The organism is Providencia sp. 2023EL-00965 (assembly GCF_033550225.1).
Classification (GTDB): Bacteria; Pseudomonadota; Gammaproteobacteria; order Enterobacterales; family Enterobacteriaceae; genus Providencia; species Providencia manganoxydans.
Map to the genome: position 1 here is coordinate 427,315 of NZ_JAWUEH010000001.1, position 24,237 is coordinate 451,551.

At 36.9% G+C, this 24,237-nt stretch carries 27 protein-coding genes; 11 read left to right on the forward strand and 16 right to left on the reverse strand.

The features are described 5' to 3' along the window. Window positions 1–5: 5 nt before the first annotated feature. Window positions 6–1,343: a PLP-dependent aminotransferase family protein gene (locus tag SC428_RS01965; RefSeq protein WP_318705729.1), complete on the reverse strand. Its 1,338-nt coding sequence runs from the start codon at window positions 1,341–1,343 to the stop codon at window positions 6–8. A gap of 99 nt (window positions 1,344–1,442) precedes the next feature. On the opposite strand from SC428_RS01965, the gene SC428_RS01970 reads away from it, so the two are divergent. From SC428_RS01970 to SC428_RS01980, 3 genes are all read left to right on the forward strand, one after another. Further along, window positions 1,443–2,315: a DMT family transporter gene (locus tag SC428_RS01970; protein WP_318705730.1), complete on the forward strand. Its 873-nt coding sequence runs from the start codon at window positions 1,443–1,445 to the stop codon at window positions 2,313–2,315. Window positions 2,316–2,454: 139 nt separating this feature from the next. After that, on the forward strand, window positions 2,455–3,084 hold the full coding sequence (locus SC428_RS01975; protein ID WP_283125757.1) for a GrpB family protein: 630 nt from the start codon (window positions 2,455–2,457) through the stop codon (window positions 3,082–3,084). Between the two features lie 7 nt (window positions 3,085–3,091). Then, entirely contained in the window at window positions 3,092–3,553 is a 462-nt protein-coding gene (locus SC428_RS01980; RefSeq protein WP_070928678.1) for a GNAT family N-acetyltransferase, read from the forward strand. A gap of 179 nt (window positions 3,554–3,732) precedes the next feature. Here SC428_RS01980 and leuE read toward each other — a convergent pair whose 3' ends face one another. Then, window positions 3,733–4,374: a leucine efflux protein LeuE gene (gene leuE, locus SC428_RS01985; RefSeq protein ID WP_140180116.1), complete on the reverse strand. Its 642-nt coding sequence runs from the start codon at window positions 4,372–4,374 to the stop codon at window positions 3,733–3,735. Between the two features lie 513 nt (window positions 4,375–4,887). Here leuE and SC428_RS01990 point away from each other — a divergent pair. The 4 genes from SC428_RS01990 (at window position 4,888) to SC428_RS02005 (ending at window position 7,633) form a co-directional block, all read left to right on the forward strand. Further along, complete coding sequence (locus SC428_RS01990; RefSeq protein WP_070928675.1) at window positions 4,888–5,727, forward strand: AraC family transcriptional regulator; 840 nt, start codon at window positions 4,888–4,890, stop codon at window positions 5,725–5,727. 146 nt (window positions 5,728–5,873) lie between these two features. Then, window positions 5,874–6,575 carry an AzlC family ABC transporter permease gene (locus tag SC428_RS01995; protein WP_318705731.1) on the forward strand — a complete coding sequence of 234 codons (702 nt, stop codon included), beginning with the start codon at window positions 5,874–5,876 and terminating at the stop codon, window positions 6,573–6,575. Continuing rightward, the gene (locus SC428_RS02000; protein WP_070928671.1) at window positions 6,572–6,886 is read left to right on the forward strand and encodes an AzlD domain-containing protein; all 315 of its coding nucleotides are present in this window, start codon (window positions 6,572–6,574) and stop codon (window positions 6,884–6,886) included. Before SC428_RS01995 ends, SC428_RS02000 begins: the two co-directional genes overlap by 4 nt. A 276-nt stretch (window positions 6,887–7,162) precedes the next feature. Beyond that, entirely contained in the window at window positions 7,163–7,633 is a 471-nt protein-coding gene (locus SC428_RS02005; protein WP_283125870.1) for a DUF1456 family protein, read from the forward strand. A gap of 14 nt (window positions 7,634–7,647) precedes the next feature. Here the strand turns inward: SC428_RS02005 and SC428_RS02010 are convergent, their stop codons facing one another. The 5 genes from SC428_RS02010 to SC428_RS02030 form a co-directional block, all read right to left on the reverse strand. After that, a complete protein-coding gene (locus SC428_RS02010; protein WP_070928667.1) occupies window positions 7,648–8,538 on the reverse strand; it encodes a LysR family transcriptional regulator in 891 nt (296 codons plus the stop codon). A gap of 26 nt (window positions 8,539–8,564) precedes the next feature. After that, window positions 8,565–9,263, reverse strand: a complete 699-nt coding sequence (locus SC428_RS02015) for a phosphohydrolase (RefSeq protein WP_318705732.1) — start codon at window positions 9,261–9,263, stop codon at window positions 8,565–8,567. Window positions 9,264–9,345: 82 nt separating this feature from the next. Further along, entirely contained in the window at window positions 9,346–10,305 is a 960-nt protein-coding gene (gene accA / locus SC428_RS02020; RefSeq protein ID WP_318705733.1) for an acetyl-CoA carboxylase carboxyl transferase subunit alpha, read from the reverse strand. 116 nt (window positions 10,306–10,421) lie between these two features. Further along, window positions 10,422–10,838 (reverse strand): helix-turn-helix domain-containing protein, encoded by a 417-nt coding sequence (locus SC428_RS02025; protein ID WP_140180126.1) that lies wholly within the window; start codon window positions 10,836–10,838, stop codon window positions 10,422–10,424. Between the two features lie 25 nt (window positions 10,839–10,863). Next, the gene (locus SC428_RS02030; protein ID WP_070928661.1) at window positions 10,864–11,400 is read right to left on the reverse strand and encodes a GNAT family N-acetyltransferase; all 537 of its coding nucleotides are present in this window, start codon (window positions 11,398–11,400) and stop codon (window positions 10,864–10,866) included. Between the two features lie 209 nt (window positions 11,401–11,609). On the opposite strand from SC428_RS02030, the gene hiuH reads away from it, so the two are divergent. Then, a complete protein-coding gene (gene hiuH / locus SC428_RS02035) occupies window positions 11,610–12,023 on the forward strand; it encodes a hydroxyisourate hydrolase (RefSeq protein WP_070928659.1) in 414 nt (137 codons plus the stop codon). 434 nt (window positions 12,024–12,457) lie between these two features. On the opposite strand, the gene SC428_RS02040 is transcribed toward hiuH, so the two are convergent. The 3 genes from SC428_RS02040 to SC428_RS02050 are packed head-to-tail and all read right to left on the reverse strand — an operon-like array spanning window position 12,458 to window position 15,310. Beyond that, window positions 12,458–13,924, reverse strand: coding sequence for an AMP nucleosidase (locus tag SC428_RS02040; RefSeq protein ID WP_140180128.1), 1,467 nt, complete (start codon window positions 13,922–13,924; stop codon window positions 12,458–12,460). Window positions 13,925–13,974: 50 nt separating this feature from the next. Beyond that, complete coding sequence (locus tag SC428_RS02045) at window positions 13,975–14,373, reverse strand: hypothetical protein (protein WP_318705734.1); 399 nt, start codon at window positions 14,371–14,373, stop codon at window positions 13,975–13,977. Window positions 14,374–14,401: 28 nt separating this feature from the next. Then, window positions 14,402–15,310: an AEC family transporter gene (locus tag SC428_RS02050; protein WP_318705735.1), complete on the reverse strand. Its 909-nt coding sequence runs from the start codon at window positions 15,308–15,310 to the stop codon at window positions 14,402–14,404. 251 nt (window positions 15,311–15,561) lie between these two features. On the opposite strand from SC428_RS02050, the gene SC428_RS02055 reads away from it, so the two are divergent. Further along, window positions 15,562–16,110 carry an NADAR family protein gene (locus tag SC428_RS02055; protein ID WP_070928653.1) on the forward strand — a complete coding sequence of 183 codons (549 nt, stop codon included), beginning with the start codon at window positions 15,562–15,564 and terminating at the stop codon, window positions 16,108–16,110. Window positions 16,111–16,249: 139 nt separating this feature from the next. Here SC428_RS02055 and SC428_RS02060 read toward each other — a convergent pair whose 3' ends face one another. The 3 genes from SC428_RS02060 to SC428_RS02070 form a co-directional block, all read right to left on the reverse strand. Beyond that, a complete protein-coding gene (locus SC428_RS02060) occupies window positions 16,250–16,831 on the reverse strand; it encodes a DNA-binding protein (RefSeq protein WP_318705736.1) in 582 nt (193 codons plus the stop codon). 58 nt (window positions 16,832–16,889) lie between these two features. Beyond that, the gene (locus SC428_RS02065; RefSeq protein WP_070928648.1) at window positions 16,890–17,114 is read right to left on the reverse strand and encodes a hypothetical protein; all 225 of its coding nucleotides are present in this window, start codon (window positions 17,112–17,114) and stop codon (window positions 16,890–16,892) included. A 413-nt stretch (window positions 17,115–17,527) separates the two neighbouring features. Beyond that, window positions 17,528–17,986: a GNAT family N-acetyltransferase gene (locus tag SC428_RS02070; RefSeq protein WP_070928646.1), complete on the reverse strand. Its 459-nt coding sequence runs from the start codon at window positions 17,984–17,986 to the stop codon at window positions 17,528–17,530. 106 nt (window positions 17,987–18,092) lie between these two features. Between SC428_RS02070 and SC428_RS02075 the strand changes: the two genes are divergently transcribed. Both SC428_RS02075 and SC428_RS02080 read left to right on the forward strand, forming a co-directional pair. Then, window positions 18,093–19,580: a PLP-dependent aminotransferase family protein gene (locus SC428_RS02075; protein ID WP_318705737.1), complete on the forward strand. Its 1,488-nt coding sequence runs from the start codon at window positions 18,093–18,095 to the stop codon at window positions 19,578–19,580. Between the two features lie 131 nt (window positions 19,581–19,711). Next, complete coding sequence (locus SC428_RS02080) at window positions 19,712–20,293, forward strand: YebB family permuted papain-like enzyme (protein ID WP_140180140.1); 582 nt, start codon at window positions 19,712–19,714, stop codon at window positions 20,291–20,293. A gap of 207 nt (window positions 20,294–20,500) precedes the next feature. Here SC428_RS02080 and alr read toward each other — a convergent pair whose 3' ends face one another. The 3 genes from alr to SC428_RS02095 form a co-directional block, all read right to left on the reverse strand. Further along, window positions 20,501–21,730: an alanine racemase gene (gene alr, locus SC428_RS02085; protein ID WP_318705738.1), complete on the reverse strand. Its 1,230-nt coding sequence runs from the start codon at window positions 21,728–21,730 to the stop codon at window positions 20,501–20,503. Window positions 21,731–22,418: 688 nt separating this feature from the next. Further along, entirely contained in the window at window positions 22,419–23,324 is a 906-nt protein-coding gene (locus SC428_RS02090) for a hypothetical protein (protein ID WP_318705739.1), read from the reverse strand. Between the two features lie 62 nt (window positions 23,325–23,386). Continuing rightward, the gene (locus SC428_RS02095; protein ID WP_230491544.1) at window positions 23,387–24,154 is read right to left on the reverse strand and encodes a reverse transcriptase domain-containing protein; all 768 of its coding nucleotides are present in this window, start codon (window positions 24,152–24,154) and stop codon (window positions 23,387–23,389) included. Window positions 24,155–24,237: the final 83 nt, after the last annotated feature.

Below are 24,237 nucleotides of genomic sequence, written 5' to 3' on the forward strand. Positions count from 1 at the left end.
CGTTCTCACAGATCGATTAAATACAACACCGCTGCTTGAATTTGTGCTAATGCGACTCTTAATTGTTCATAGGAAATGGAACTGAGTGCCACTCGAATAGCTTGTGGATATGATGCCCCCCCAGCATAGGACTCAGCCGTGCTGACAGCTATATTGACTTGTTTTAGCCGACTCACTAACGCTTCTGCACGAACACCTTCAGGTAAAGGGATCCAAATAAAATAACTATATTCATGGGCGATATAGTCTATTTGGTTCAACACTTCTCTGACTATGTTTTGTCGTGCCTTGGTATCTCGTCGTTTTTTACGCTCTAATTTTGCTACTTCACCACTTTCTATCCAATGACACACAATCGCTGTTGTAATTGCGGGTGTATTCCACGTGGTGATACGAATTATCCGTTCTATTTCTGAGATTTGCTGTTTAGGGGCAACCACCATGCCTACTCGTAGCCCTGTTGCAACATTTTTTGAAAAACCAGTGACATAAAACGTGATATCAGGGGCTAACTGAGCAAAAGTGGGAGGTGCAGGATGCTGTAAATAAGCGTAAGAGCCATCTTCAATTAACCAAAAACCATACTGTTTAGCTAACTGGATAATCGCATGTCGTGTAGGAAGATCTATCACCCATCCCAATGGGTTATGAAGTGTAGGCATTGCATAATAACCACGAATATTTCTTTGTTGGCACAGCCTTGCGAATGCAACCATATCTGGCCCTGTTGCCGTTACAGGCACCACAACCAGTTCAATATGATAAATCTTCGCTAATGCTTTAAAACCTGGGTAAGTTAGCGCATCAACAGCAATCACATCACCCGGGCTAAAAATACCTAACACAATCGTTGCAAGGCCATGTTGGGCGCCACCGACAATTGCAATTTGATCAGGATCTATCTGCTTTATTCCTCTTTGAGCCAGATAGTTAGCAAAAATAGCCCTTTCATGACGACGCCCCACATGAGGTAAATAATGAAGAAAACCTTCTAGATCTCCTCCTGAAGACAAATGCCGTAATGCTTCTCTTAACCTTTGTGTTTGCTCATTTTCAACTGGATAAATGTAATTAAGATCTAACATTGTTGGGACAACATCATGTTCAATGCTTGATGTAGGCAATAAGCTTACGTCACGTACAAATGTTCCTCTTCCTGTCTCACCACTCACTAATCCTTGTTTGATCAATTCATTATAGACACGTGACGCTGTCACCAATGAAATGCCATTTTGCTTAGCAAACGCACGATGTGTCGGCAATCTGGTACCGGGAGCTAATTCACCACGATGGATCCTATTCGCTAAATCATCTACATAGCTTTTATACCGAGCCTGTGTCATGCAATTGTACCTATGACAATTTTTTGATTGTCATGATTATCTCGATTAGTTTAGCTGAATACAAGTCGTAATATAGGCATAAATTATTAGGTAATTAAAATGAAATCGTATTCTCATACTACTCGCGGTTGGATAAACGGCTTTATTGGAGTCGCTATTTTCAGTGGTTCACTGCCCGCAACTAAAGCAGCTTTAATTGGCTTTTCTCCTGACTTTTTAACTGCCAGCCGAGCCGCTATCGCAGGGTTACTCTCTGTGCTGATTTTAATACTGTTTCGTCAAAAATTACCAAATAGACAACAAATTATTGGATTGTCTGTTGTTGCATTAGGTGTCGTTGTTGGTTTTCCATTTTTAACCGCCCTCGCCTTAAAACAGGTAACTTCTGCGCATTCTATGGTCTTTTTAGGGCTACTGCCTTTATCTACCGCTATTTTTGGTGTGTTGCGTGGTGGTGAAAGACCCCATAAAGCATTTTGGTTCTTTTCTGTATTAGGTAGTCTGTTTGTTATGGGATTTGCCTATTTTCAGGGAGGAAACAGCACATTAATCGGTGACTTATATATGCTCGCTGCTGTTTTAGTCTGTGGCCTTGGTTATGCCGAAGGCGCAAAGTTATCAAAGCATTTAGGTAGCTGGCAGGTCATTTGTTGGGCATTAGTTATTTCATTGCCGATTATGCTTATTCTCTGCCTATTACTTTGGCCTGACAGTTTGGAGGCTATTCCTGCTTTTGCATGGGGTGGGCTTGGCTATGTCGCATTATTCAGCATGTTAATTGGCTTCTTCTTTTGGTACAGCGGATTAGCGGAAGGCGGTATTGCAGGTGTAAGCCAATTACAACTACTACAACCTTTTATGGGATTAATGATTTCAGCATGGATACTTAACGAATCAATTAACACATTGATGGTTATCTCAACAATAGGCGTTATTATTTGTGTTATCGGTTCAAAACGTTTTAGCCACTAACAACAAGCAAAATGGTGAAGTTCAATCACTGAACTGCCCATTTTTTATTAAAAAAGCCAGTTAATGCACTTAAAGCGCGATCATTTGATCCACGTTTAGCTAAGATGAAAAGATTATTACAATCGCATTGGAATTATCTATGACAATATCAATCGAGCAGCTCAAGCAACAAATAATGACATTTTTGGATGGTGATCCTAATGAAAACCCATGGGTAAAAGGAAAACCTCAACCTGAACAGATTGATGTTGTTAAATATAATAATGAATGGCCATTAATTTTTATTGAGCAAAAACAAGCAATTAGTAATGTACTTGCTAATCAATTTATAAGTATTGAACATGTAGGTTCAACCGCAGTACCTACATTAGCAGCAAAGCCTGTTATTGATATTGATCTGATTGTTCAATCACCTAATGATGAAAGTCGCTATCTAGCGGCCTTAGAAAGCTTAGGTTATGAGCTGACGGTAAGAGAGCTATCATGGTATCAACATCGGATGTTACGCTTAGCTGAACCCCGAGTGAATCTACATATCTTCCCTCAAAATTGCCCTGAACATATACGCCATCTCTTGTTTCGTGATTGGTTAATCACACATCCAAAAGATTGCGCTTTATATGAGGAAACTAAACTGTCGGCGAAAATGGGTACCAATGATGTTGTGACCTATAACCTGAATAAAAATGAAGTAGTTAAACAAATCTATCAACACATATTTGCTGAACTGGATACCCTTTTACCTGCATTACTTATTACTAATAATTAGGTCACCTATGCACTTTATTACGTTAAATGAACATCATACTCACCTTATCGAGCAAATTACCCATACTCTGCATACTGAATGGCACGAACTCAAATCATGGAGTGATCTTGATAATATTCGTCAGCGCTTAATCACACGTATTACAGCGCCTAGCCCACAAACCGTTGCTTGCTTTATAGATGATAAAGAGCAATTACTTGCTACCGCCAGTATCATTTTGAATGAGCTCATTGGCATTAAAGATAGCAAATGGTGGATTGGTGAAATCGTTACGGTGCCCTCTGCTCGTGGTAAGGGTATCGGTAGTCAGCTCATTGAGCAGCTTTATCTCAAATTTAAACAACATACTGATGAATGTTTGTACTTATACACACCAGATATGCAAGCGCTTTATCGCCGAATGGGATGGCGTGATGTACAACAAACTATCGCTAATAATGAGCAAGTGACTGTAATGAAACGCGGCTAGGCTATTGCCAAACATATTATGTTTGGCAACAGTGACTAATGTTTTGACATAAACGAGAAAAATCAATTGATTGATTTTCGGCTGATAACACGAAGCAGGAGAAAGCACGCTTTTATTCCGTTTCGCAGCCACTTACCGACCATAAAATGGCCGGTAAAGAATAAGCGATATTTAAGATTTTAAGCGGCTAATGCAAGTTTAGCACCAAACATTAAGAATACGGCACCAATACAACTATTAGATAGCTTAGAGAGTTTTTGGTTATGTTTAACCATATTCGTAACAGCGACGGCACCAAAGATTAATAATGACAAGTAAATCATGCTACATATTTCCAAAATACTACCCAGTATAAAAAATGGGATCCCCGCATTCGGGTAAGTAGGCTCAATAAATTGGATAAAGAATGACACATAAAAAATAATCATTTTAGGATTGAGCAAGCTTAAAAATACCGCTTTTTGATACGTCCCTTTTGTCGCTAGGACAATTGCATCCACATCTGCGGCTTGCTCTTTTTTATGGAAAACACTGTAAAGCGTTTTCACTCCTAAATAAAATAAATAAGTTGCACCAACATACTTAATAACACTAAAGAAGATAGGCGATGTTTTTACTAATGAAGCAACCCCTAAAAATGATAAAAAAATCAGTATCGCATCACCTGAAAACACACCTAACGCCGCTTTATAGCCATTTTTGATGCCATATTTTGCACTGCTTGTTAATACAAATAAAGAATTAGGGCCTGGAACAAGTGTAATGAAAATCACACCAATTAAATAAGTCCATAAGTTTGTGATACCAAAATTTTCAAGCATAGGGAACCCGCTAACTTAATAAAAGTTATAACAAAAAATAAACATATCTACTTGATGACACCTATGATACACGGGTTTATTAAACTGTAAAAGATATCACTATATGCAATGCAAAATACAGTCACATGAACTAGTTATACATACACAGATATACATTTTAAACCTAAAAACACTCTTAAGTTAGAGTTATATTTCACTTTATCCGTGAGAAATAGAACCCTATTGTTTTCAATCTTAAAACAGTTTTTTATTCCAATTTATTTATTTTTATTGAATTTATAAACTAATTAAAGACATTTGAAAGTGATAGTGAAACTCATAACGATTAGCGGTATAACTATTCTGGATTTAATCGCATCGATACTCTAAATAATTTGAGAGGCAGCTAGGCGACAAGTGAGTGACTCGCTAGGAGAATATACATGTATGTGATTAGTGCGAATGAGCATAATCAACAGCGCTGCAACTTGAACTATCACGAGTATATTTATTTGAATTTTGTAGGAACCCACTTTGGATAGCGCCAACTATTTTCATCTACAAGAGCTCAATGGGCTAGAAATGATCCAAGCTCAATACCATCATCAAAAATTTTCCCGACATACTCATGAAGGCTTTTGTATTGGCGTAATGGAGGATGGCGCGCAACAGTTTTTTCGTACAGGTGAAAATCATTATGCACCCAAAGGCGACATTATTATTATCAATGCCGATGAAATTCACACTGGCTCTTCTGCTGTTGCAAATGGCTGGGCTTATAAAGCTATTTATCCCACACCTGAAATGTTTGAACGTTTAACATTAGATCTCAATACTGAAAACTATGGAGTTACCCCTTGGTTTCCAAATGCCGTTATTCATGACTCAGGTTTAGCAAGCCAACTTAGCCTACTCTTCGATTTACTGCTACAACCAAACAATACCTTATTAAAAGAAACCTTGTTACTTTCTTCTATGAGTTGGTTAATTTTAAAATACAACAAAAGTAGGTTGCGACTTCAGGACATTACCCCTGCCAAGCAAAGCATACAAAATATTTGTGACTTGATGATGAATAGCGCTGAGCAAGAACATTCATTAACTGAATTAGCTACAATAGCTGGCTTTAGCCAGTGGCATTTTTTGAGACAATTTAAATTACATACTGGCACTACGCCACACGTTTTTTTAATACAAGCAAGATTATACAAAGCCAAAAAATTACTTCTTCAAGGATTAAAACCTGCTGATGTTTCAAGTCAATGCGGTTTCTCTGACCAAAGTCACTTCACTCGCCATTTTAAGCAAGCTATTGGTGTGACTCCAGGCCAATATATTCAACATCAAATAAATAGGCTAAGTGACCATAAATAGCTCATTGGCACGAATGAGCGAACTCACCAGACCTTAATAAAATGCGCGGCAGCTTGAAGTCTGACGAGAAAAGAGCAATTTTATTCTATAACCTTTATAACAACACCAGTATGATAAAGAAAATGGTCAAAAAGGGTATTAAATCAATGCAGTTACAACAAAGTCGCCATTGGCGGCGTGCTTTTATGGATGGATCAATACATATGACACCATTAAACTTAGCCGTTATTCCATGGGGTATTTTAGCGGGTTCAATGGCTGTAGAGGCTGGACTTTCGTTTTGGCAAAGTATCTCTATGTCGATCATGATCTTTGCGGGAGCGGCTCAGCTTGTGACTTTAGGTTTGTTAAATTCAGGAGCGGGCTATCTAACCATTATTATTTCTGTGTTTTTCATTACATCGCAGCATCTACTGTACGGTCTCACCATGCGCCCCCATGTAAAAAATTTTACTACGGCAGAACGCCTAAGTATTGGTTTTTTATTAACTGATGAATTATTTGCCATCAGTGCAGCTAAGCGGCAGCCATTAAGTTTCCCTTACTTATTTGGTGCAGGTTTTAGTTTTTATATCGTGTGGTTAATCACTAGCCTCTGCGGCATCGTCATGGCTAATTTCATTACTGATCTTAGTCGATTACATTTAGATTTTTCTGTTGTCGCAACATTATTAGCAATTGTTGTCCCCCTGACTAAAAAAGTCAGTACGATTTGTGGTGTCCTCTTCTCACTGGTTGTTGCGGTGGTACTTTCACTTTACTCAATTAGCAGTGCAATTGTCATTGCTGGGGTTGGTGGAATGTGCGTATCAGTTTTAGTTTCTCGTTTACTTAAGGAAGAAAAATGATTTGGGTATTAATTATTTCGCTTTCCATCATCGTTTTTTCTCTGCGTTATATTTTTTTGATCCCGCAGTTACCTGTTAGGTTACCACTGTTTATTAAACAAGCCTTAAGCTACTCGGCTCCTTGTCTTTTAACTGCTATTTGCGCGCCAGTGATCCTTTTAGAAAATCACCAGCTACGCGACTTCCCTGATAACCCCTATCTATGGGGTGCCCTTTTCTGTGTCATCACGGCATCACTTATTCGAAATATGTTAATGACAGTTGGACTCACATTGCTCTTTTTCTATAGCTTGATTTACTTTATTGGCTGATTTCATAAGGTATGTATCGCTAAGATAGACTCCAAATAATTCAAGATGCAGCGAAACAGGAAGTGAATAAGTCGCTAAGATCATATGCCAATATGTGACCCGCGCAAATGGCCACTTAATACAAAGCGCTACAACTTGGGTATTACGAGTATAAAACAACAAAATCGCTAGCTTTACATACCCCTCTATTCCTTCTAATATCCTCACCTCAAAATTACACTATTTTTAAATTTCAGCCTTGGTGGTTGATTTGAAATACAGATGAGATCATTAAATATGCTGAATAATTATGTGTTGCGTAGTGTCCGTTACATGCTAGATCTGAGTGATAACCAGATGGTTGAGATTATTAAACTTGCTGATTTAACTGTAACTAAAGCTGAAATGGTAGGTTGGTTAAAAAAAGACGACGATCCTGACTATGTTGAATGCAATGACAAAGTACTAGGCCATTTCTTGAACGGTTTGATTTATTTCCGCCGTGGTAAAGATGACAATAACCCAATGCCTGAAGTAGAAACTCGTATTACCAATAATATTATCCTAAAAAAACTACGAGTTGCTTTTGCATTAAAAGACACTGATATGATCGAGATCTACCAAAAAGTTGATTTTCGTGTTTCAAAACCTGAACTTAATGCCATATTCCGCAAACCTGATCATAAAAACTACCGTGATTGCGGCGATCAGCTATTACGCTATTTTCTGAAAGGCATGACGCTGCAACTGCGTAATTTATCCAAGTAATTTACTTACATTAACTACGCGAGCCGTTGTAATAGATATTGCAAAAATACATCTATTTTCGGTGATAATGAACGACGGCTCGCATAAATAGCTCGTAATTCAATCGGAGCTGGCTGCTCATCAAACTCAATCACCTCAAGTAATCCTTGTGCAATTTCCTGTTCACAAGGCTCTTTGGCCAAAATAGCGTAACCGACCCCTTTAAGAGCTGCAACATTGGCTAAAATACCGCTATTCACTCGATACTGGCTATTAATATTAATTTTTTGCTGGCATTGTTGTTGATCAATAAACACCCATGGCTGGCCTGATAAAGCACTTAAACTAGAAATACATGGCATATTGGCGAGGTCTGCGATTGTTTGAGGCCGCCCTGTTCGCTCAATAAGTTGTGGTGATGCGACGACTACACTTTGCCACGTTTTAATTAGCCGAGAGTGATAGCTACTATTATCCAATTCACCACGATGAAAGGTAAACAGTAAGTCGATATCATCATTTATCACATCCAAGGGCATAAGCTGTGTATCACAGTGAATCGCTAATTTCGGATGCTGTAATGCAAATTCAGCGATTATCTCGGCTAATAATAGGCTCCCCGCTTCACTCGGAATAGTAAGACGTAAAGCACCCGATAATATTTCACGGTGACTAATTTGATCTAAGGTCTCATCAAGTTCTTCATAAAGCCTTTGGCTCTGCTTTAATAAAATATCACCTTGTTCGGTTAGCCTCATACTGCGCGTTGTTCGTTCAATTAAGCGACAATTTAGCTGTTGTTCTAACTGTTTTATACTACGGCTAACATTCGATGTCGGCATTGATAATTGCTGTGCTGCTCGCGCAAAGCTCCCTTGAGAGGCGACGGATATAAATACTTTTAATAAATTTAGGTCAACTGACATTAAGGATCCTTCACCACGATTTATGATTAAACATCGAGTACAAACCTATCAATAATGTGTTGATCAACTTGCAGTGGATCACCGTTTAATTCAGCACTTAATTTTGCCATAAATTGCACAAGATAATTTGCGTTATGCGTCGCTAGAATTTTACCAGCTTTAGTTTGTATTGTTTCTGGCAATTTCAGTAATTTTTCCTGAAAATGGTCAAGTGCCCATAAATTATCATTTAAAGGCCTATTTTTCGCAAAAGGATCATTGGCATCAAACAGCGCTCGATTTAATTGGCCACTTACTGCAAACACGCGCGCTAAACCTATCGCGCCTAATGCTTCCAATCTATCAGCATCTTGTACAATTTTTGCTTCAATTGTAATTGGCTCAATATTAGCGCTAAAACTATGGGCAATAATACAATGTCTAACTGGGACATAATAATATTCAGGAAAGCTTGGAAAATGGTTTTGTAATACCTTGACGGTCTTATCCGCACTCAGAGAGGATGCTTGATGTCTTTGTGGATGATTTTTGGGGAGCGTTACAAAATCATGAAAATAACATGCAGTAAGTACAATTAAAGGATTTGCGTTACTGTCATTTTCCATCAAATGCCGCGCAGTCCCCCAAACTCTGCGTACATGGGAAATATCGTGGCTATTATCAGTTATCGTCCAGTTTTTCTGCAAATAATTATCAAATAAGGTTGCCCATTTATGAATATCCATTCAAATCTCGACTCTGATTTTGTTAGATAAATCAATATAACATGAACAGCCTTTTGAAGTATTAAAACAACCGTTATGGCTATCAGCAATAACCAATAGCCATAATTTTTTGATAACGCTCCGCTAGCAAAGTTTCAATATCCAATTGTTTTAATGCTACTAAATCAGTAATCAATTGCTGCTTTAAGTTTTTTCCCGCTTGTACATAATCACGATGCGCACCACCTAATGGTTCTGGGATCACGCTATCAATGATCTTTAATTCTTTAAGGCGATTTGCAGTCATTCCCATAGTTTCAGCTGCAATTTGAGCCTTCTGTGCATCTTTCCACAAAATGGATGCGCAACCTTCAGGTGAAATTGCAGCGTAAGTACTATATTCCAACATATTAATACGGTCACCGACACCAATACCAAGTGCACCACCAGAACAACCTTCACCAGTAATCACACAAATAATCGGCGTTTTTAAGCAAGACATTTCCATAATATTCCGAGCAATGGCTTCTGCTTGCCCCCGTTCTTCAGCGCCAATTCCTGGGTAAGCACCTGCTGAATCAATAAATGTCACTACGGGTAAATGGAAACGTTCAGCCATTTTCATTAGACGCAATGCTTTGCGATACCCTTCAGGGGAAGGCATACCAAAATTACGTAATACTTTTTCTTTTGTCGTACGCCCTTTTTGCTGTCCTATCACCATAACTGGTTGGCCTTCAAGCCGTGCTAACCCACCAACCAAAGCCTTATCATCCGCAAATGCGCGATCACCCGCGAGTTCTTGAAAATCTGTAAAAATCAAAGAAATATAGTCCAATGTATACGGACGCATTGGATGTCTTGCTAACTGAACAATCTCCCATGCACCCAACTGAGAAAAAATCTTCTTAGTGAGAGTAAGACATTTTTTTTCTAACAGTTTAATTTCTTCATCAAACTCAATGTCGGGCTGTTGACCACTTTGTTTAAAAGCGGCTAAAGCGTCGATTCTTTCATTCAATTCGACTATCGGTTTTTCAAATGCTAAAAAATGAGTAGACATAAGACCCTTTGAATCAATGAGGCGATGACTTTAAGTGTAGTTAAGATTTTCAGGGCTTTCTATGCAGGAAAATGGGATAGATTACTATCTGAAATGGGATAATAGGCAGGTAATTACTATTTATTCAGCTTTCGATTATTTCGCAATCCTATAGACATGATTTTCTGAAATTTTGGACAAAGTAGGTGATCCTCTTCTGGACAATTAGCAATATGCAAGAGGGCATTTTTTAATGTCATTAAATTATCAATAGTATTTTGTAATTCACTGGCTTTTGCTTGTAAATGGCGACGTTCGATACTTGGTCCTTTCTCTTTATTCAACATGACGTTAATTTCATCAAGTGTAAATTGAGCTTCGCGGCCTAAAGAAATTAATGATAAGCGAGTCATGACATCTTTTGCATGATAAACACGTTTTAGTCCCTTACGACCAATAGGTTTAATCAACCCTCTCTCCTCATAATAACGAAGAGTGGATGCTGGTAAACCTGATAATTCACTCACTTCTGAAATATCTAATTCATCTACCATCGTGTTAATGACTCGCTAATTTTATTTACAGTTTTTTCTCAAGTAATACTGAACTCGTACCATTCATAATAACATCTTTTTGTACGATATAGCCCAACTTTAGAGCTACTCGTAGAGATGGCGTATTCTCTGAAGCAACAAAGCAAATTGAACGCTCAAATTGATTCAAGTCGCTTAGCCAATTTAGTGCTGCTTGCATGGCTTCTGTCGCATACCCTTTGCCTTGAAACTCAGGAGCGATCACCCAACCCGCTTCAGGAATACCTTTTACTGGTGGTTGGATTATACGATGAAAATCTGCAAATCCGAGATCCCCAACATAACGCCTTGTATGCTTTTCTCTTACAGCCCAATAGCCAAAACCAAGTATTGGCCATAAACCACCGTATGCCAACATTCGCATCCACGATTCACGTTCGGTAGAAGGTACGCCACCAATATGCTGAACCATCGCTTCAGTGGCCCATAATTGTGTTAATGCAGCAAAATCACTTTGTTGGTGCCCAGATAAAATTAACCTTTCGGTTTCAAGCTGAGGAATAGTACCGCTGAAACTTGTCATTATTTTTCCTTCCCCCGATCACTTAGCGAGTTATGGTTAATTCATTCTCATTCATAAGCCTAACAACAACTCAAACATTTTATTTATTACAAATACGCTAAAAACATATAGATATCATAATAAATGACAGAAATGTAACCTTCCCGTAAGGTAAATTCCACACTCTTATAGCTAAAATATTCTCTCTTGATTAATGAAAGGATATCAAAATGAACAAAAGTGCCTTATATTTACTGCTCACCCCTTTAATGATGGCTCCTGCTCTTTCTATTGCAGCCAGTGACATACTAAGTGTTCATATACTCAATCAACAAACAGGAAAACCTGCATCTAACGTTGAAGTCACATTAGAAAAAAAACAATCAAATACATGGGTCCGACTAAACTCAGAAAAAACGGATAATGATGGTAGAATTAAGTCGATCTGGCCAGATAATACAGAAACTCCGACTGTTGGTGACTATAGAGTTGTTTTTAAAACGGGCGAATATTTTAAAGAGCAAGGCAAAGAAAGTTTTTTCCCTGAAATTCCCGTCGAGTTTCATATAAATAATGTGAATGAGCACTATCATATCCCATTACTTTTAAGCCAATATGGCTACTCTACTTATAGAGGCAGTTAATTTTTAATTAAGCTATTTAACTTGAGTGCTGGTCATCACGATTAGCACTTTTAGTTGCTTGTTATGTGGGTTGTCATCCACATAATGATACGTGCAGAACCAGCTGCTCTAAAAATAAAATATGTGCCCTACCAGATACTCTCTTTAAATATTTAGAATTGATTATTTACACAGTAAAATAACTTTCTTATTCAGATGTTAACGATAACAAAGCATAATCATTCACTTCAACTTATATTTATTCTACTTGAATAACCTATCCTTAAACTCAGTTATCAAGTAATCTATGATTAGCCACCTTATTAAGGTGGCATTTTTCTAAAATGCAGAAATTATCTTACGGGTAGGCTAGCACAAAATCAGTGCCTCTTTTTTAATCAATTATCAAAACATTGAACTTGTAAAAACGCTCGGCCATAAATGCTTACCCTTCTCTACCTAAAAGGTGGTTCATCGAACGTTCTTAATTTTCTTGAATGCAGCTTATCGCCTTCTTGTCGTAAAAGATCTATCGCACGGATCCCTATCTGCAAGTGCTCAGAAATAGCTCCTTCATAAAAGCTGTTGGCTTGACCTGGTAATTTTATTTCGCCATGTAATGGCTTATCAGAGACACATAATAATGTTCCATATGGGACTCTAAAACGATAACCTTGAGCTGCAATGGTAGCACTTTCCATATCAACAGCTACCGCACGACTTAAGCTAAAGCGACGTGCTGTTGCAAAAAAACGCAACTCCCAGTTACGATCATCGGTTGTCACAACAGTACCAGTGCGTAAACGCTGTTTGACTAATTCACCAGGCATATTACTGACTTGCTTAGTTGCATCGTATAACGCTCTTTGCACTTCAGCGATACTTGGAATTGGAATGTCAGGTGGCAACACGTCATCTAAAATATGGTCATCACGTAAATAAGCATGAGCCAACACATAATCACCAATTTTTTGACTTTCACGTAATCCACCACAATGACCAATCATTAACCATGCATGTGGGCGTAATACGGCTAAATGATCACAAATATTTTTGGCGTTGGATGGCCCAACACCAATATTCACTAATGTTATTCCTATACCGTCTTTCGCTAATAGATGATAGGCCGGCATTTGAAATTTTTTCCACGTTAGGTCAGATGTGGCAATTTGTGGATCCGCATTTTCTGCGGTTAAATAATTATGCCCAACACAGGATAGTGCTATGTATCGACTATCAGGATCCTTAATTTGCTCACATGCCCAACTAACAAACTCATCGACATAACGATTATAATTAGTGAACAAAATATAAGGTTGTACATGCTCCGGCGGTGTACCCGTGTAATGCTTTAACCGAGCTAGAGAAAAATCAACCCGTAATGCGTCAAAATGAGAAAGCGGCATTTCACCTTTAAATTGAACTAAACCATCAGTAATATCATCACTGATATCAGCTAAATCAGTAATAGGAAAATGTGCAGCTAAACTACTGCTCATACTGCGGTCTAAAACAAGATCTGAACCGTCAATGACAAAAGGATAAGGCACTTCTGTTTTAGATGGACGAACAGAAAAAGTAACATCATAATCTTGCTGCAATATAGCTAATTGCTCAGTAAGATATTGGCGAAACAAATTTGGTTGGGTAATAGTAATGCAGTAGTTACCTGGCTTGACAAACCGAGCATATGCTCTTGTTTTTTCACAACGATCAACTTTACCACGCCATTCAACACATAATTCAGGGTAAGCAAATAAACCTTTTTCACGTGCATCTACTTCGGGAAGTTGCCCATTATTAATATAAGCCGCTATCGCATTGCGGAGTGACTCGATAGCATTACCGTATAATAAAGAAAGTTTGTCTAAAACGTCATCAATAGATAGATTTTCATAGCTTTTACATTTTTCTAAAGACACACATAACCCCTTATTGGATGGCGTAGTTAACTGTAGAGCAGTGTATGTCTTTAATCCTTCTCAAACAAGCCTTTATACTTTATTGCTGTAGTTGAAATAGCTGGTACTATCTGTTTTACCTTTGGCATAACATTGTTAATAAAATATAATTCTAGAGCGGGCTTACTCATTCTGTATTCTCTATTGTCTTTATTATCTTGATAGCGTTTTGCAACAATATGATTATTTTCTATCCCAATAATTTTCAAACCGATTAGTTTAGATTCTTCCTCTTTAAGACTCATTGGTGATTTAAAAATCTCATCTATCACTTTTGTAATATAATAAGGTTTTGGTTGGTCTGCACCGTACTGTGATTTTTTTATGTAAACTGGCATTTTATCTTTCCTGTATAGGCTATTTTTAGGTAAAAACCCAGTATATACAATACGTTGATTTTCTAGTTTCATAAAACGCTATGTTATCAATACTTAATCGCTAAACTATCAATACAGAAAGTATCACTGGTAATGTTATTACTGCCATTACCGTTTGCAGTGTGATGATCCCTGCCATCAGCTGGCTATCACCTTTTAGCTGCCGTGTTAAAATATAAGCTGTTGGCGCTGTCGGTATAGCGAAAAAAATGACCAATAATACCGATTCAAGCGTTGGTAAAGAAAATAACTTGGCCGTAAAAATAGCAAGTGCAGGCATCGCTAATAGCCGAACTAGGCTTGATATCATTAATGGTTTAAATTCAATTCTAAGTGTAGCCGTTTGTAGTGCTGCGCCAATACAAATTAACCCTAATGGTAAACTCGCGGCGGCAAGTAATTTAAGTAATTGATCGGTTCCAAAAGGTAATCCGATGGGTAATAGATTAAGTAATATTCCTATCACACACGAGATAATTAATGGATTTTTAATAATAGGTAAGATGAGCTGCTTAATGGAAATTTTTGCTCCTGATGTTAGTGATAATACGGCTATCACATTACAACTGGGTACCAATATTGCCATAAGAACCGCAGCAATCGCTATTCCTTCGGTACCAAATAAATCAGCGACAATAGCTAACCCCAAATACGTATTAAATCGGGTAATACCTTGAATATGCGCACCAAAACGAGGTATTGGCATTTTAGAAAATATTTTAATCACTAGAACTAATGCGCTGCTTATCCCTAAAATAAAAAAAATTGCGGCGGCAAGATATGGTAATTTAGGGTTATCAAGCGGTGCACTCGCCAAACTGTTAATTAGTAGAGCTGGAAACAAAATAAAGTAGTTTAATTTTTCAGCACTTGGCCAAAAGTCAGCAGCAAATAAAGATACGCGACGTAATATAAAACCCATCGCTATCAAAGCAAACAACGGCCATAAAACTAATAATACCTGTTCCATATTTTTATATTTTAATCTCTCTAAACCTCATTAATGATACTAGTTAACTGTAAAGGTTAAAGAAATGTAATGGTTAGGTAAAAAAGGCTTTATATTTCATCTGGTCAGTTTTTTGTAGAAAGTGTTTAGTTCCTCACATTTTTAAATTACTACATCTATTACACACTTTTTCAATTAAGGGAATTTCTGATGGTATACTGGTCATTATTTCTATAACCTAATGATAAACCTAACTATGAATAATTCTTATTATGGATATTAAAACACTTTGTAAACACTATCGCGCTGGCAAAAAATTTAAATACCTCTTTTTTTGGGGACATCAATCCAAATCAAATACCGTTACTAAAAGCTGTTTTAGCCAATGGTACCCTGCTCCTTTTATTGTTAACGGTAACCGTTTTGCTAGCGCCGAACATTTTATGATGGCAGAAAAAGCTCGGTTATTTGATGACCAAGAAACACTAACAAAAATTATTAATGCACCAAACCCAGGAGCAGCAAAAGCCTTTGGTAGAGAAGTTCGTGGCTTTAAACAAGAACATTGGGATATGCATAAATTTGATATTGTTATTAACGCTAACTTTGCGAAGTTTTCTCAAAATGAAATGTTGTTGCAGTTTTTGCTTAATACCAATGAAAGAATTCTTGTTGAAGCTAGTCCTGTAGATAAAATTTGGGGGATTGGTCTTGCTGAAGATGCAGAAAACATTGAAAACCCACTAACATGGAAAGGCTTAAATCTACTGGGTTTTGCTTTAATGGAGGTTCGTAATCGTTTAAAAGCCCAAAATAACTAATTTCTTTCTAAACATCATTATGAGTTAACAATAAAAGTAGTATGAGGAGACGAGACATCTAACGGTTTATTTGTTAGCTAATTCGCTCCCCTTAATATTTTTACTGTCTAACTGCTCTGCAAATAACGATTAAATGTTATTACGTGGTACTCTCGATATTTGAACAATTCGTTCTTTTCTTACGATTACTGAGTATTTTTTTAGTAATCGCTTCAACTTGCTGTAATTCAGAACAAGCACTTGCTCGTAATGCTAAATTCCACTTGCTTAAAACCTGGGCATTAGAAACTAATTCGGTATGACTATCTAGCCGACCGCTCTTTAGAAGCCAGTTTGCCACTTCAGCCCAATCCCATAGCGGTGATTGGCCTTTAATGCGCTGAATTGGGCTAGGAAAATCCCCAGAACCACGCGTACCATCTTTTAACATTGCAATCGCTTGTCGTGATAAATGAGTTAATTCAGCGATGTCACTTAAACCAACTAATGCTGAATCAACCGAATCAACTTTTGCCCCGATCCCCGCCATTTCAATATTATCGATCGCTGATTCAATTGCTTTATCTAATGATTGGGCTTCCCTGTCAAATTCTAAATAAACAGATTTCCCATAAAAACAAACTAATGCATCGCTGCAACCACTTTCATACAGGGCATCTTCAAGTCTAGGTGTGTCAATATTTACACCTGATAGCATTAATGTGAAATTATATAAAGTCATTGTGCCCTCATTGACGCTACTAAAGTAGGCGGCTTCAGCCGCCTAAGCCAACTGATGATCAAATACAACTATCAACCTTCCGTTTGATCTGTTTAGCATGGTTCTCAGGACTACTTGGTGTCGACCAAACACTCATTTGATGGTTTTGATGCTCCCTATTTGGGTCACCACAACGTAAACGACAAAATGCATGTGAGCTCTGACCTGCTTCTACTAAGATCCAGCCTTTTGAGACAGCATATTCTATAGCCATTTGAATATGTTTATTAGGGTGTCTCTTCATCATCCTCCTGTATTTATACTTTACCCAATGCGTTGACATCCGTCAACATTCGTGGATGTTGATTATTTCATTGCGTTTAACTGTTATTTGTTATTTTTCAATAACAGACAAACATAACTTAGCAAAAAGAGACTTTGAACTTTGTCTGAAATTAATCAAAAGGATAACTTGAGCGCAAACAAAAACCCCATCGTTACATAACCGACAGGGATGGGAAGAGCCCACAAATATAATCGTCATGATTCATTTTTGACGTCATTAACTTGCGCTGGTTACACAATTCTCTATGCATCCAGCTATATTTCGAATAATTTAAAGCATCGATTTACAAAAAATATAAATATTAGCTACGTATCATCTGGCTTTATTTGCGATCTTTATATTTGTCCCAAGAGTTGGGAAAAATATCCGTATTACAACGGCATTCTATACTCAATCACCCCTGGTTTTTCAGCAACCCAATCATATAAACGTTGACCACGTAAATTTGTTTCCTGTGTATGCCAATATAAACGTCCACAGGATTGTTTTTGAGCCTGATCTTGTACAAATTCAATCAGGTGTTTGCCTATTTGACGTCCGCGAACATCAGGAGAGACAAAAAGATCTTCTAAATAGCAAAAATCATTTTTTGACCATGTTGAACGATGGTAAAGATAATTAACAAAACCAAGTACTTTGTCTCCTTCGAGAGCTACAGCACAATACATTGGCTCATTCTTATCAAAAAAGCGCTCCCAGGTTTTTAAAGTAATATCTTCTTTTAAATCAACCTGATAAAACTCTTGATACTGTAACCAATATACTAACCATTGAGCGTAATGATCTGGTGATACAAACTGAACAGTAACAGGTAACACATTGTTATTCATAATATATCCTTTAAAATGAGACATGTAAAAACAATGGCGTTATATTACATACCAATCTGGTACTTAATAAGATACACTTTTGATATTTATTTAGGATCCACTTTTTATGAAGCGTAAGCCTCAAGCTCAATTTCCGCATTTATTATTAGAAGCGGGCTACATTAAAGAAAGTGTTTACCACACTATCCGAAATGCCATTCTTGATGGGCGACTTACGTCTGGTATTAAATTGCCATCAAGCCGAGCTTTCGCTGAAATGATGTCTATTTCACGCAACTCAGTGATTGCGGGTTTTGAACGACTCACTGATGAAGGTTACTTGGTCACTAAACAAGGCTCAGGAACTTATGTAGCAACAACCATCCCTGATGAATTAATTCGCTTCACAACAAATCCCAAAAACAACAATAAATCACAATATTCTGCATTAAAACTTAGCCCTGTACTCAATCATTTAACGACATTATGGGAAAACTCTCGACCGAATACCAATAAACGTCAATTTTTTAATATTGGCATTGGATGCGTCGATCAATTTCCTCATGATTTATGGGGTAGGCTTTTAGGCCGTGTTTGGCGAAAATCTAAACATGAAATTACACATTATAATCACCCTGATGGTTACCTCCCCCTTAGAAAAATCTTAGTTGACTACGTCCGTTCTACACGTGGTGTCAACTGCCGTGAAGAACAAGTTATTATCGTCAATGGAACTCAACAAGCGATTAATTTAGCCGCTACAGTACTATTACAACGGGGTGATTGCGTTTGGCTAGATGATCCTGGTTATGACAGTGCTCGTGCAATCTTGGCGGCATCTGAAGCAACAATATCACCTATTCCCTCTGACAATGATGGAATGGATATTGATTATGCCGCTGAGCACTGCCCTGATGCTAAATTGATTTATACCGCACCATCACATCAATTTCCTCTTGGGACCACACTGAGCTTAGCTAGGCGATTAACGATGTTAGAGTGGGCACATCAAAATAATGCATGGATTTTTGAGGATGATTACAACAGTGAATTCCGTTATCTTTCTAAGCCTATTCAAGCACTTCAAGGATTAGATACCCACCAGCGTGTTATCTATGCAGGTACATTTTCTAAAATGATGTACCCAGGTTTTCGCCTTGGTTTTTTAATTGTGCCGGAAATACTGATCGAACCCTTTACGATGGTAAAATATTACAGTGATAGTCATTCGGGGTATTTAGAACAAGCTGCGTTAGCACAATTTATTCAAGAAGGGCATTATGCACGGCATGTACGAAAAATTCGCAAAATATGTTATTCACGCCAACACACATTAATTAACGCAATAAACCAATATTTAGCCCATATATTTGAAGTAACGCCAACTGATTCAGGGATCCATGCTGTATGTTGGTTAAAACCGGATATCAATTTACAATCTATTTTATCTGCCTGTCATCAGTTGCAATTTGGCGTACAACCGTTGTCTCGTTATTGCATAAATAACCAAAACAACAATGCTATTTTATTTGGTTACGCCGCGCATACTGAATCTGAAATTACAAAAAATATCATTGCATTGAGTCAATTATTGGAAAGCACAATAAAAATATAAGTTAATATTGGAAGTTAACAAAATATAAACGAAAGCAAAATATACACGGTTTTCATCCAAGCTCTGATTGTTGACTCAGCTAACTATGCACTAGTATCAATCAAATTCATGATAAATTTTGAGGTGTATTGATGATAGATAGTAGCGATCTGGGCAAGCTCGAAATTGGCGATATTATCTTTACCTGTATTGGAACGACCTTGTTTCGCCAAATCGCCTCAGCCTCTTTATGTTGGAGTAATCATGTTGGCTTGATTATTGGCCATAATGGGCAAGACTATTTAGTTGCAGAAAGTCGAGTTCCCTTCTCAACCACGACGACTTTAACCCGTTTTATTCAACGCTCAGCTGATCACCGTTATGGTATCCGTAGGTTATCAACACACCTTAGTGACCAGCAAAAAGCGGCTTTAATCGCACAAGTCCCTTCAAGATTAAATAAATTTTACCATACAGGGTTTGACTATAATTCATCTCGGCAATTTTGCTCAAAATTTGTATTTGATATTTATCAATCCGCCCTTTCTATTAAAATTGGTGAAATTGAAACCTTCGGAGAATTGTTAAGTAAAAATCCCAATGCCAAACTTAATTTTTGGAAATTGTGGTTTATTGGACAAATCCCATGGGAACGAGCAACAGTAACACCCGCAAGTTTGTGGAGCCACCCTCAATTAGAATTAATCTATCGTAGTCATGATGATATTCACTAATGAAGTATTTTAAGCCGTAACGTGGTAAATGAACGAAAAACAGCCATAGATACGTAAATTATCTACTCTAAATACTTCAAGGTGCAGCTAAGCAACATGCTCATAAATTGCTAGGAACATAGAGAGCCCTGTAGCTAATACGAATGAGCTTACTCAACAACGCTGCACCTTAAATTATGACAAGTATATTGATCGCGACTTAATATCTCAGTCGACTAATATACGAGGGTTAGTTGCCCCCCAAAGGATAGACATTTCAGTAAATAATGCACCACTAATATCTTCTACCTGTTCTGCCGTAATTTCAGCATTACCTTGTTGACCAAAAAAGACCACTTCATCCCCAGGTTTCACTTGTTTTAGATCGGTAACATCGACCATCACTGTATTCATAGAGGTCTTCCCTAATACAGGTACCCGCTGCCCATCAATTAAAGCAAATCCAGCATTACTAAATACACGACGATAACCATCAGCATAGCCCACAGGAATATTTGCTAACACGGAATCACGTTTTAATGTATAGGTGCGATCATAGCCAACTGTATTACCTTTAGGGTAATGATTAAGAGCCGCAATATTTGATTTAAATGTCATGACACGCTTATATTCATCCGTTGCAACCGTATCTCCGTAGAAAATACCACCTACACGAACCATATCTAACCAAGATTCAGGAACCGTAATTGTTGCAAAGGTATTCGCAACATGTAGTGTGACATCTTTGCGGTCTAAACCGGTAACCTCTAATACCTGTTTTGCTTGTTTGTTAAAGCGAGCTAAATCCGCTTTGATTTGCTCAGCATCTTCTTCTGGATAATGAGACATGATCCCAACAATTTTCAATTGTGGTAATAGCGAAATTTGCTTTGCTTCATTTAAACCAGCGGCATTACCGACTTCTAGTCCATTACGTGACATTCCGCCTGAGTTTAAAGCTAAATGTATCGCTATGGTTTTACCTTGTTTCTTAGCGATTGCATTAAGCCGTTCCGCCATCTCAAGATTACCAATTAGCTCTTCAACATCATACTGGGTTGCTTGCGCCATTTCTTGCTCAGTGGCGTTACGCACACGCATCAAGCGCCCTTTAAAACCTAACTCTCTGACAGTCTGTAATTCTTGATTATTTGTCACACCAATACATTGGACATTGTTTGCTATCATGATAGGTGTCACTAAAGTTAAATCGTGGCCATATGCATCCCCTTTAAGGACAGCACAAAGAGCCGATTTATCCCCTAGCAAGTTTTGAACTTTCTGAATATTAAATTCGAGAGCACTACGAGAAATTTCTATCCAAGCGTTGTTAACAACCGCAGGCTGTACCTGAACATTCGGTATTGTATTCGTTTTGGTGTTGATATGGCTAGATTGCTGACAAGCCGTCACGACAAGTAGAGGCAATAACGCAAGATATCGCAGCTTAAAAGACATCACATTTACCTTAAGTAACAAATTAAAATTACCCTTAAATCATTTTTTGATTAAATAGGATGAAAACATGCGATAGGCATTGTTCAATCAATTGATAGTTAGCTTATTATTTATCGCATGAATTATATATATAGAGGTTATTGCATTCCGTGACAAATCTTTCTTCGCGATTTGAATGAGTTAAGAGGAAATGTACTCAATGAGCAAAATAGCTAGGATATTGAACTGAAGTATTCAATGAAAGGTAGCGATAACATGAAAGAACACCACATTTTCGCGTGTTACCACACAAATGACATTAGATTCGTTTGTGCGATGAGTAATCATTGTTAGCTACATGTTTCAGCTAACATCACACAATAAATGGTTCCGCCTGCTTGCTCCTAGAAAATGGTGTAATATTGACAAAAAAAAGGCACTCGCCCCCGAGTGCCTTTTGACTACAACTCACTGAATATAAAGTAAATTACATCTATTCAGCGGTTCTGGTACTTGTGCAAATTAGGTAATCAAAGGCGCTAAGTGCGGCGTTCTAAAAGTGAATTAAACAATTGATTTAAATGGACTTAGCCAATGGTTGATGTCCACATATTGACCACGCTTATAAAGCCTCTTTTGATGAGAGGCTTTGTTTTTATAATTTTACATAAAAGATAAACAATACAGATCAATAGCTAAATTAATTAGCTCATTTAGAACTATTGTGGTATGTGATAATTTCACTAATTGCATCAAAAATTGGAGAAAAACCAGAAAAGTTTATAGACTTCCTTTTTTTTAAAACCACTCCATTTGCAAATACTTCCTTACCATATTGTTCAGCCGTACACTTTGAATTTGTTCTATTAAAAACTTTACCATCTAATTTTATATTAAGTGTATCTTTATCAAATAAATCTTCCATAGAACTTTCCTTTTTTCCATTCAATGGAGTAAAGATAATATATAAATTTTGTGTAACCCATATCCATTTTTTACTTCTTAATTCCTCTTTACTGGATATTTTCCCTCTAAGTTTATTCATTAAACTTTCAAATATTCCATTATTTCCCCCACTACCTGAATCATTATCTAAAATTATTATTACTGGGTTTATCTCACCAGAAGTTTTATATATTCTGGCTTTCTTTTCAAAATTATTTAAAAACTCTTTAAGATGTGAGCTTCCGCCATCTAAATTAAGTAAATATTTGGTTTTTGGGCTATTCTTGAAAAATGTAAGTTTGTAATCTCGAATATTATTGCGACCATTCTCTTTATAACCAATCAAATCAGGATATTTATAAGCTAAAGAGTCAAGTGCGACACGTAGATAAGTAATGTCTGTTTTTCCTTCCGTCAGAAGAACTGGCTTGGCATTGAAATAAAATGACTTGAAATAAAGAAAATTGGCATATATTTTCTCTCTTTTATTAAGCTCTATATTAAAGTTACTCTGCTTAATCGTGTTTTTCAAAATTTTATTATTGTATTTATCAAGTGAATCAATAAATCCTAACATTCCCGTAAGTTCGTTGACTGTTCCAAGTCTTGTTTCTTGCGTTACCTTATCAATAAGGTAAAACTCCCCCTTAGTAAAAAGACTATGAACCATTGCTCGCACTTTTCGAGCATACTTATTTTCGACATTGACAAATTGATTTACTGTAAGACCAGTTACTTCTTGCCTATGAGTTGTATCATGTAACCTAATTTTTTTTCATTTAATGTAAATCCTGATGATATAATCTCATTAATAAATTTTTTACCTAAAGTAATGGAGTTTTCTTCATATGACGAAATTATTTTTTTCGGGAAAATAGATTTATTAGTAGAAATTGTAATATCATCAGCATATCGAGTATAAGTACAGCCTGAGTTTTTACATATTTGATTAAGCCTTCTATCTAGAGAAAGTAAAATAAGATTTGTAATTACTGGTGAGCATGGACTTCCTTGTGGGAGTTTATTTTTATAGCATGCTATCTTAGCTATTAAATTACAGATATTTTCATTTAATGAAAAGTAATTATTTTTAAGGAAATATCCCCTTACCCGCCCATAGTTAAATTCATCAAAAAAATTTTTTAAATCAATATTTAGTATCCATTTTTTTCTTTTATGTTTTTCCGCATTAGAAATTATACTTTTTTTTCTCTCAAATCCATGAGAAAAATTATTATCTATCTCTAACGAACTTCTTATATTATCTAAACAATCAAGAAGTAATTTTGATAGTTTACTTTGTATTTCCTTAAGCTCTTTATCTGGAGCAGAAATTATACGGTCATCACCATTTTTCTTTTTAATTTTAAATTCAGTATATAATTTTTCTGTATTTCTAATATATACAACGCGAGTAAGAAATACTGGATCAACACCTAAAAGGCGAGCGAAATCTGGTTTTGATGTACATTTTTTTAATTTTTCTAAACGGGTAGGCATAGTTAATCCTAAATAAAGGTATGCAGGCACTCTTACGCACTTTTCATATACTTAGCATATTATGCTATGATTCATCATAGCAG